9 protein-coding genes are annotated in these 9,560 nt (G+C 52.8%); 3 read left to right on the top strand and 6 right to left on the bottom strand.

What is annotated here, in order from left to right; genetic code table 11:
• Positions 1-354 precede the first annotated feature (354 nt).
• The 6 genes from Q1Q75_RS21805 to Q1Q75_RS21780 form a co-directional block, all read right to left on the bottom strand.
• Entirely contained in the window at positions 355-1,143 is a 789-nt protein-coding gene (locus Q1Q75_RS21805; protein WP_300675199.1) for a hypothetical protein, read from the bottom strand.
• A 75-nt stretch (positions 1,144-1,218) separates the two neighbouring features.
• A complete protein-coding gene (locus Q1Q75_RS21800; protein WP_300675197.1) occupies positions 1,219-2,589 on the bottom strand; it encodes a hypothetical protein in 1,371 nt (456 codons plus the stop codon).
• A 288-nt stretch (positions 2,590-2,877) separates the two neighbouring features.
• Positions 2,878-3,117, bottom strand: coding sequence for a hypothetical protein (locus Q1Q75_RS21795; protein ID WP_300675195.1), 240 nt, complete (start codon positions 3,115-3,117; stop codon positions 2,878-2,880).
• An 83-nt stretch (positions 3,118-3,200) separates the two neighbouring features.
• Positions 3,201-4,937: a putative sulfate exporter family transporter gene (locus Q1Q75_RS21790; RefSeq protein ID WP_300675193.1), complete on the bottom strand. Its 1,737-nt coding sequence runs from the start codon at positions 4,935-4,937 to the stop codon at positions 3,201-3,203.
• A 231-nt stretch (positions 4,938-5,168) separates the two neighbouring features.
• Entirely contained in the window at positions 5,169-5,606 is a 438-nt protein-coding gene (locus Q1Q75_RS21785; RefSeq protein WP_300675191.1) for a MarR family transcriptional regulator, read from the bottom strand.
• A gap of 31 nt (positions 5,607-5,637) precedes the next feature.
• Positions 5,638-6,060 carry an iron-sulfur cluster assembly scaffold protein gene (locus Q1Q75_RS21780; protein ID WP_300675189.1) on the bottom strand — a complete coding sequence of 141 codons (423 nt, stop codon included), beginning with the start codon at positions 6,058-6,060 and terminating at the stop codon, positions 5,638-5,640.
• Between the two features lie 377 nt (positions 6,061-6,437).
• Between Q1Q75_RS21780 and Q1Q75_RS21775 the strand changes: the two genes are divergently transcribed.
• The 3 genes from Q1Q75_RS21775 to Q1Q75_RS21765 all read left to right on the top strand — a co-directional run bounded on the left by Q1Q75_RS21775 (position 6,438) and on the right by Q1Q75_RS21765 (position 9,434).
• Complete coding sequence (locus Q1Q75_RS21775) at positions 6,438-6,866, top strand: hypothetical protein (protein WP_300675187.1); 429 nt, start codon at positions 6,438-6,440, stop codon at positions 6,864-6,866.
• 213 nt (positions 6,867-7,079) lie between these two features.
• Positions 7,080-7,583 carry a cytochrome c3 family protein gene (locus Q1Q75_RS21770; protein ID WP_300675185.1) on the top strand — a complete coding sequence of 168 codons (504 nt, stop codon included), beginning with the start codon at positions 7,080-7,082 and terminating at the stop codon, positions 7,581-7,583.
• 618 nt (positions 7,584-8,201) lie between these two features.
• Entirely contained in the window at positions 8,202-9,434 is a 1,233-nt protein-coding gene (locus Q1Q75_RS21765) for a methyl-accepting chemotaxis protein (protein WP_300675183.1), read from the top strand.
• Positions 9,435-9,560: the final 126 nt, after the last annotated feature.

The raw sequence follows: 9,560 nt of genomic DNA, 5'->3' as shown, positions 1-9,560 counted from the left end.
TGTACGTCAAGACCGACATACGATAAAATTGGTTCCATACCTGCCTCCATGATTTTGGCTCTGTGCGTTATTTTCTTAATATAATGCATAATCCACGCTTTTCATGGAGCGCAGGTTCTACTTGGCAATCATTATGTCTACGGGCCGTCGCGGTGCGGATGATGGGGGTGGGGGCTGAGAAAGGATGGTAATCCGAAGGTAAAATCTCTTTTGGGTCTGCTGAATGCGGCCCTGTTTGTGTTTTTCGTGTGGTTCGTGGTTAAACAGCCCTTTGCTTGAAAACCAGTCCGTCGGTACAAACCAGAAGCGAACGCATTGTGAAAAAAACACCGCTTTGTATCCACCCCGAACGCTTCACACCCTTTTCACTTGGTCTTTCCGCATTTTTTTCTCATTCAGCCGACCGACCAGCCAGAAAAAAGGGGCCGTCATCAACCAGACGCCCAGGATAATCGCGGAAAAAGTGCTGACACACGCTTCGAAAAGCCCCCCCTCATAAAGCCTCAGCCATTTATTAAGGGACCCGAGAAGGACCAGGGCCACCCCAAAGCGATGGACCCACAGGGAGACGGCGCTCTTCGGTTTGAGCTCGAAGGGCATCATCTCACGGGCCATGGTGGTGAAGACGTGGCTGTTCGACAGGGATTCATGAAAAACCGTGACCTTGCGCCCATCCCCAACCAGGTCCAGCCAGAGGCCATCGTGACTTTGAATGATTTTTTGCACCTCAAAGGAGCACCCGTTGCCTGTCAGGTAAGAGACCCGAAGGCGATTGTTTTCAAGGACGATGTGATATTTTTTTTGATACGTGGGGAAAACCACGGCCACGCCGGCCTCACGTGCCCCTTGAAGGCGCCGGCTCATATGGGCCTTCAAGGCGTCATGAAGTGTACAAAGAACCTCATAAGACGCTTTGCGCGGGGTGCTCGCCTCCAAAACATAATAAGAGCCCGTCCCCTTGAGGCCCAGGGTCAGGGTATACTCATGCCCTTCATAGACCGAGTTGGTGTAGTGATTCACCGAGGAGACGAAAAATGCGTCAATCTCATCAAAGGGAATCATCCCGTTCTTGTCCCGAAAGAAATCTTTCCCCGCTTGGTAGGTCACCTTTTTCTTTCTAAGGTTGTCGCTGTTCAAAAACATCGTATCACTACTTTTCTATTTCTTAAAAATAAAACTCCGGCGGCAAGATGAGCCACCTTAGGAGCCAATTGCCTGTCATGACATCTCTTTCGAACGCCTGCAGACCCCACCCACCTCTTCCATGGAGCGGTCATAGAGGCGGCCATAAAGGAAGAGGGTAATCCCTTTTCCGGCGGTGCGCCAGCCGAGACCGGCAGCCACCTTTAAAAGCCCCCCTTTGGCCGTCAGGCGATAGGCGGTCAGGGGCCATTTCAGCCATCCGTAAGCTTTTTTACCCTGGGCGAGTGCCTCTTTCACGCTCTTGGGAAGGGTCCCGTCGGCAAAGCGATGGGCGGATTCCAGGGTCTCCAGGCGCACACGATACAGGCGCCCTGCCACAGGAATCTCCTCACCCTTGCCCAGATGGCAGAGAAGATCCCGGGTGCAGTCGAGGAGAGGCCCAATGCGAATTTCATCCAAGGGGTCTTCCGCATCGGGAAAGTGGCTCTGGGCGATGATCTCGGCGGACTCCACCACGGTCTCTCGAAACAATGGAAGGCTGGGGGTGGAATGAAAAAAGGCGGGGAGCCCGGTGATCCGTTTCCGAAGGGGGGCAAGGGCCGGATCCATGGCGACGGGAGGGGAGTCTTCAAGGCCCTGAAGCTCCTGCAGCGCCTCTTCCATAGACTCTTCCATAGACTCTTCCATAGACTCTTCCATAGACTCTTCGAGAGTCTCTCCCTGGGGCTCTGTGATCCCCTCGGCGGGAGTGGCCCCATAGAGTTCGAGGGCCGTACGCCCCACAAAGAGATGGAGATCCACCAGGAGGCACTTGCCCAGAATCATCCGTGAGAGGTTGCTGGAGAGATAGAGAAGCCAGGAAATGGGATCGGGAATCAACAGCAGCCGGAGGACGTTCATCCCGCCCAACCACTGCCGGAAACGTAGGTACCAGCGCACCGGTGGGAACCCTGCGATCTTTTTAAAGCGCCGGGTGTTGGCTTTCACCGTCGCCAGGCGTAGTGTTCGGAGACGCTTTACCCCCGGTCTTTCAAGCACCCGTTCAAACCGATCCATGGAGCGATGCAGGGTCCGGATCAGGTGCCCGATGGACACCTTGAGCTCAGGCCGCGTCGCCTCGGGGTGAAAGGCGGTGGCCACCTCGATCAGATACCCCTGAAGCCCCTCCAGAGTGGGAAGATCCGGAGACGGCGCATCCAGGATCGCCTGGCATCGGGAGACCACCACGCCAAGGGCCGCGGCATCTTCTCCAGAGGCCTTCGCGGCCTTCTCCTTTAATTCCCGAAGTTCGCGGGTGAGAGAAAAAGCCCACCTCACCACACGAAAGGCCCTGACGGCTGCCAACACACAGATCGGCACCAGGAGCAGAAAAATCCAGAAAATCCACTGTGTAAACAAGGGACAGGTCATACTGCAAAAGTTATCAACAATTAAAGAAGATTCCATAAAAAATCATAAGAAGTTATGAACAATCAGCCGTCTTAAAGCCGAATCAAAATAAAAAACAGACGAAAAACCACTGCCAACGGACCATACACCCGCGCCGAGGCCCATTATTAGCTGGAGTATCCCTAAAAAACGCCACACGACACCCGTTCTAAGCAAAAGAACAGGCACCTCACCCTATCCACGAGGCGCAACCCTGGTTTCAAGGGCCTGGAGCGGGGAAAAACATGGGGTTAATATGGCCCCCTTTCTTTTAACCGAGTGAAAAAAGGGGGGGGGGAATCGATCCTAACGGTTCACGCAATACGTCATGGTATTGTCCATGATGAGCCCTGCCTCGGCAAACTCTTCGATATCCGTGTAATAATACGCACCGGCGTCGATATCCCGCTCTTCAATAAAGGTCATCAAGGGGTTGATCACGCTCCAGTCATTAAGCAGCGGACCGGTCCCCCAGATTACCGCAGCCACCGCGCCCACACAAAGCAAAAACCGAAGGCCTTTATCGGCCCGTGAATTTTTTTTCATACGATACCTCATTGATAGTCCGCCATCTGATGGCACTCAGCGTGAACGCCCCCTTAAAAAAGGGGGCTCCAGGCGCTTGACCCTTAAATTTTTGCCGTGATATCGGGAAAAACCAGATAAAACATGATGTACGCCATGGTCAGGGTGAGGATGAGGTTCAGGCTCTGCCCACAGAAATAGAGGATCAAGGGTTTCCCCCCTTTAAAATACTCTTTCAGCTCACGAAAGTTGGTGGCCAGGCCGATGCTGGTAAAGGCGAGGCAGAAGAACCAGCTGCGGAGGATTTTGGAGAGTCCCCGGATGGCTCCCTGGTCGATAATCACATAGGCCACGTCTTTCCCCACCGCCTGGTAGATGGCTGAAAAAATGATGGAGGCCAGAATAAAGCCGATGACAAATTTGGGAAAACGGCGCCAGATCTCAATAAGCCCCACATGATTTCCTTCAGCGGCTTCCACCTTGGTCACCCAATAGAGGGCCACCCCAAAGGCGATGACGCCGATCAACACATTCTGGATCATTTTAATGGTGGCGGCAACATAAAGGGCACGTTCCGAGAGAAAGGCTCCGGCGGCGGCCACGGCTCCGGTGGCATCGATGGTTCCGCCCATCCAGGCCCCGCCCAGGACGTGCGGAATCCCCACGGCCTTGATAATCAAAGGCATCACCACCATCATAATAGAGGTAAAGACCAGGGAGAGCCCCACGGCCAGGGTGAGCTCCTCTTTTTTGGCCTTGCAGGCCGCGGCTGTTGCGATGGCCGCGGAGACCCCGCAGACGCTCATGTCGGCAGAGATCGTCATGTTCAGCGTCTTGGAGGGCATCTTTAACACCTTCTGCCCGAAGAGGTAGGTGGAGATCAGGACGATGGGGGTCACCACCCATGCCACGAAGATCCCGGGGATGCCGATGGAGAGAATTTTACCGAAGAGGATCTCGGCCCCCAGGAGGACAAGGCCGGTCTTGATATAGTATTCGGTCTGTACGGCGGGTTTCACCCACTCCGGGGTGCCGATGGTGTTGCTGATGATCAGGCCAAACACAATGGCCCAGGCCGCATAGCCCACACCATACTGTTTCATACTGCCATTTCCAGCGGCCACATACGCCAGAGTCGCCACGAGAAAGACCACCACAAATCCGGCGGCAAACTTTCCGAATCCGCCCCCCATTACGGCATACCCGAGCCCGAAAAAGACAATAAGAAACCCCATGAACAGAAAAAGCCAGGGAACCTGGTTGTACCCGGTGACCCGGGTCTTGGCCTTGGCTTTGGATGCCTTGGCTTTCACGGCCCGCCAGGCATCGATGTCTTTCACGGCGGAGGCGTTTTTCGTGTCATCTGAAAAACCGGCCAGAGCGGCCATCTTCTCACTCGCCCGGGCTTCCACCAAGGCCATTTTTTCGGCCATGGCCACCTTAAGATAAGTTTCTTTGGCTTTGGCTGCTTTGGCCGAGGCCGCGGGGGCTGACATCCAAAAGGCTTCCAGGGGATTTTGTTTCCACCCTTTGGGGGCAGAGGTGACTTTTTTGATCCATTTGCCCTCCGGAGACGCGGAGGCCTTCAGCTTCTTCTTGGTGTCCAGGGCCTGGTACCAGGCAAGGGTCTTGAAGGGAGCCCGGGCCGACGCCATTTCCAGGTTGGCGTTGGCTTGACTGATGGTCTGCCGGACCTCATCCGTGGCCTTGGGAAAAAAAAGAATCATCCCCACCATCAGCACGAAGAACCCCAACCAGATGGCCCAATAATCCTCTTGGGTCCAGAGATCCGACAACTTGCTGGCCCCCGTGTCCACCACAACACCCTGATCTTTTCCCATACCTGCCCCCTTTCGTTCGGCCCCTTGATGCACCAAAGAGACCCACATAAACTGGTTTATGGTTCCCAAAGCAACAACCCGGATCTTTCACAAACAGGTACTTCTCATGGTAGCGTATGTTTTTACTTCTTAACATCGGTTACCATACCAGCCATACAACGTCAGTTAAAGTAAAATCAGTTGGTTATTCCCAAGAAAAAAGAAAGAGGAAAGAAGAAAAGGGGCGGGAGATCAGCGGGTGCCGGAGATCTTGTCGATGACAGAAGAGAGAAAACGACAGACCGTCTCCATCTCATCCGGGGTAAATCCTTCGGCGGCAACCGCGTTAAAATGATCGATCAAGGGCAGAGACGCGGCAGCGGTCTCCATGCCCTTGGGGGTGATATAGACGCGAAACGCCCGACCATCTTCAGGGCAGCTGTGCTTTTCGATGAGCCCCCCCTTTTCCATGCGGGTCACCAGCCCGGTGATGGCGGAATTGTTCAGACCGAGGCCTTTGCTCAGCTCTTTGAGGAGGCAACCGTCCTCGTGCTGCAGAAGAAACAGGGCTGCCAACTGGGCCGAGGTGACAGAGAGTTTCTCCACCAGAAGAGCATCGGCCCATTTCAGCAGCGCATGGCGGCTTCGGTTGATCAGAAAAAAAATACGGCGGTCGTTGGTCTCTTCCATGAAGCCCCGGTGGGTGATGCCATCTCTGCCATCAGTGAGTGTAGTTCTTTTTCCAGCCGTTGCGGGTTTTCATCCGATGATCATTCAGGGCGAGAAAAAAGGCCCCCACGGAGAGTTCCGCACAATGAAAATGACCTTCTTCCAATGTTTTCAGATACTCAGCCACCTTTTCAGGGGTCACCTCCCACGCCTCGTCGACCGACCGCCCTTCGGTCATGGTGGCCACGGTATTGGCACAGGCGACGGTGTTGAGGCATCCATCAATTTGAATGGATACATGCTCAATCAACCCGCCTTCGATGGTCAAAAACATCTCCACCGTATCCCCACAGTCGCCCACACGCTTGCCGTAGCCGTCGGGGTTCTCCACACGTTCCAGTCTCTCGTAACTGTAGGCCATTTCGATATATTCGTCAGAGTGGTGCTCCAGAAAATCCTGTTCGTGATGATCCATGCTTAAAAGACTCCGTTGACCTTCAATAATATTCCGGCAGGGAGACGATCCCTCCCGCAACCCGCAGGGTGATTTTTTTCACATGTTCACCGCCAGGGGAGATAACCAGGCGATTTACCCTGCATATACACAATACAACAGCACCTGCGGCGACACCCGTTGCAATAGCATATATGAAGAAAACTGCAATGGATTTTATATCACGACCCGACTTCAGTGGGTTTTCACACCCCCCTGCCGGAGGGACCAGGGAACGATCCCGGTGATAAAACAGGTGAAAAAAAGGACCGCCGCGGTTTACCTTTCCCTGGGGCACACGACGGGCTTTTTCAATTGATCAATCCCTTGCCGGGCGTTAAAATATTCGTTTAGACATCATGATCCCAAGCCTTGATTGTTACGATGCTGCCCTGCGACACAGGGCAGCACCCCGCGTCACGCATGGCCCAGCCTACCTCTCGAAGATCGGCATCGTCTCCCTGGCCCAGAAATCAGGACGCCCCATCCAGGCGGGCATGTGGAGCTGTGATCGTTACTGGACCTTAAAAAGCTGGGACCGCACGCGGCTCCCCAAGCCGTTCTCCCGTATCGTGCTGATGTATGCCGACCCCATCCCTGTGGCCGCCGATGCGTCACGAGACCAGTGCGAAGCGATTCGACAGCGCCTGGATGAACGTCTCAATACCATGATGTCCCAGGCGGACCGTTACTTTGAATCCGGCCTCTCAGATCCCCGTGAGATATCGGTTCCCACTGCGGACCTGCCCTTACGACCAGAAGAGGAGGTCACCGGTAACCTTTTATAAACACACTACAAACAGCGGATTTTTAACAACATTTTTCCTTGAGAAGCAATTGACATTGAAAGTTCCCCCTGATAAGATCAATCCGTTCATATTTCTGAGTATAGTGGTTTTAGGGGAATCACTAGTAAAGCTGGAATCATCATTCCGGAGCCACCGAAACTGACGTTTACCCAACAATACGACTAACATTGATTGGGAGGGGAAAGGAAAAAAATGAAGAAAACCCGAATGACAACCCTGTTTACTGCTTTTCTTGTCTCACTTGCCGCGGCCAGCCTTCTATGGGCTGGGACCACTGTTGAAGATGAGTTCATCATGAAGACCAAAGAGTACACCGGAGAGCATGCACACACGTACAATCCGGTACCCTTTACACACAAAAAGCACATCGAAGACTACAAGATCAGCTGCGGTGAATGCCACCACGACGCCGACGGAAAAGCCCTGGATATCGCCATGGGTGCCGACGTTCAGCGATGCATTGAGTGCCACGACAAACCTGGAAAAGCCAAGGTAAAAAAAGGCGAGAAGAAGCTTAAAGGCAAAGCAAAGCGAGAGTTCCACGCCGAAGCCCTTCATGCCAACTGCATCTCCTGCCACAAGACCTTTAACAAAGCGTTTAAGAAAAAAGCCAAGGCCAAGGATCCCAAAGCGAAAGTCAAGGGACCGGCCCCTGCAAGCTGCAAGAAATGCCACCCCGGTGGCAAGCTCAAATAATCATCGTTTCCCACAGCGATGAACCCTTCAAAGGCGCGTTTCCTTTTTCAGGAAACGCGCCTTTTTTCGTCCCCCCCCGCCCGACACCTGAGCTCCCTTTTTGGAACAGTCCTCGGGTTTTTCTGGTACGACGAGGGCATCCTCGACCCCGGCCCCACCCGGGCCGGCATTTTCATCAACATCGTCCGATAGAAAAAACACCTCAGAACCAAAGCAAACGGCTCACCGGTCTCTCTTGGAACTATTCAGTTTATGCCTCTGGCGGCCCTGCCGGGGGCTAAACTTCTGAAAAGTTTAACAAACAGATCTTATGATCGGATGCCGCTCGATTTCGCTTCATCCCCTTATCCCGCCGAATAAAAAAAGTATGACGACCGAAGTGCCAAGTCGTTTAAAAAAGATCTCTATAAAATTTAATTTAAGGCTTAAGTAAACATAGTTCCGTGCCGTTAAAACATTTTATACGCGACCGCTATCCATAAAGACAAAGGGACGATACACCGGAAAAACAGTATTAAACCCGATATTTCTGAGTTCATAAAACAGCGATTCAGAGTTCAAAACTGACCGATGCCGTTCAAAAAAATGACAGATAAATGTTGGTACGGAGAATAACAGATGAAATTAAAAGTGAAATTTCTGATCCCGGTGCTGGGTATCATTTTGGTTGGCCTGCTGTCCATCACCACCCTGGGCTATGTCAGCGCCAAAAAGGCTCTGGAACAGAGCGTTCACACCCAACTCACCGTGCTCACCGAGGCCACCTCAGAGGTCCTCGGAAAATTCATCCGAGACAATCGAAACCTCCTCCATTACTGGGCCTCCGATCCCCTGTACACCCAATTGGCCGAGACCCAAGATCGTTTCAGCGCCCAGGCCGTAAACGACAAATTTTCTCGTATTATCACCACATTTCCAAGTATTGAAAACATCTTCCTCACCCTTCCAGACGGCACCATCATGGCCTCGGCCCTGAACGGGGTCGCCGGCAAGGTCAACATTGCCGACCGGCCCTACTTCAAAGAGACCCTCAAGGGACACCCCTTCACCTCCCAGGTACTGAAAAGCAAGGTCACCGGGGCTCCGATCTACGTGGAATCCTTCCCCTTGATGAAAAATAATACCGTCGTCGGTGTCTTAAGCCTGCCGATGAAGATGAACGCCGTCACGGATCTCTTCATCGATCCCATCAAGGTGGGAGAAACCGGCTACGCCTTTGTCATGGAACAAAATGGGCCGGTCATTGCCTATCCGGACAAGAGCAAGATTCTCAGCTTAAATGGTCACATGTTTGATTTTAGCGAGGACATTTTACGGCAGAAGAGTGGATTAATAACCTATCACTTCCAAGGGGAGGAGAAGATCTCTGTCTTCAAGCAGGAGGCCTTGTCCGGATGGATTACCGTCATCAATGCCCCCACAAAGGAAGTCCTGGCCGGGGCCGTGACCCTTCGCAACCGGTTGATCCTTATGGCCACCCTCACCATGGTGATGATCTGGCTGGTGGTACGCAGCCTCACCCAGTTTATCGTGGTCAAACGAATCAACAACATTACCGTCGGCATGAAAGATATTTCCGAAGGGGAGGGAGACCTCACGAAACGCCTTCGGATTCAGTCCGAAGATGAAATTGGAGAGTTGGCCGAGTGGTTCAACAGCTTTGTGGAAAAGCTTCAGCAGCTCATCTCGGAAATCACACAAAAAACCAGGATGATAGACACGGCCTCCACCACGCTCTCCGGCATCACCCGGCAAATGAACGAGGCCTCGGAAGAGATGAGCCAAAAAGCCCTGTCTGTCACCTCATCCAGTGGGGATCTCAACACCCATATGAACCTGAAAATGGGATAAAGCGCACACCTTAAGCCAAAAAACCACTCTCATTTGCGTTATTCAATTGAAAAATCAAGCTTTTTTCCCTTGCTTTTTGAGGTGTATGCATTGTATAATACGTACACTTTAAAGGGGGTTATATTC

The sequence above is a fragment of the Desulfoluna sp. genome (genome assembly GCF_030145185.1).
Lineage (GTDB): Bacteria > Desulfobacterota > Desulfobacteria > Desulfobacterales > Desulfolunaceae > Desulfoluna.
The sequence above is the reverse complement of the archived record's forward strand: the minus strand, read 5'-3'. Positions and strand labels throughout refer to the sequence as shown.